Origin of the sequence: Alexandriicola marinus (assembly GCF_004000435.1) — a bacterium.
GTDB classification, from domain to species: domain Bacteria; phylum Pseudomonadota; class Alphaproteobacteria; order Rhodobacterales; family Rhodobacteraceae; genus Alexandriicola; species Alexandriicola marinus.
In genome coordinates, this window is the sequence record NZ_RBVZ01000099.1 from 1 (window position 1) to 248 (window position 248).

The following is a 248-nucleotide window of genomic DNA, read 5'->3' on the forward strand; positions in this document are numbered from 1 at the left end:
CGCATATATGGCCAATACGCTGCTGATGCCCAAGGCGACCGCTGTATGGCTGGTCGACAATACGGCGCTTTCGTTCGAGCAGATCGCACAGTTCTGCAAGCTGCATCCGCTTGAGGTGGGCGCCATCGCCGATGGCGATTCCGCGCAGGGCATCAAGGGTATGGACCCGATCATGACCGGCCAGCTCAGCCGCGACGAAATCGAAAAAGGCGAAGCCGATCCCGACTACCGTCTCAAGCTTTCGGAGC

1 protein-coding gene is annotated in these 248 nt (G+C 59.7%); it reads left to right on the forward strand.

All coding sequences use genetic code 11. The features are described from left to right. Positions 1-7: 7 nt before the first annotated feature. Positions 8-248: cell cycle transcriptional regulator TrcR (locus EP376_RS22840; protein ID WP_127657735.1), on the forward strand; the 241-nt coding region annotated here is incomplete at its 3' end.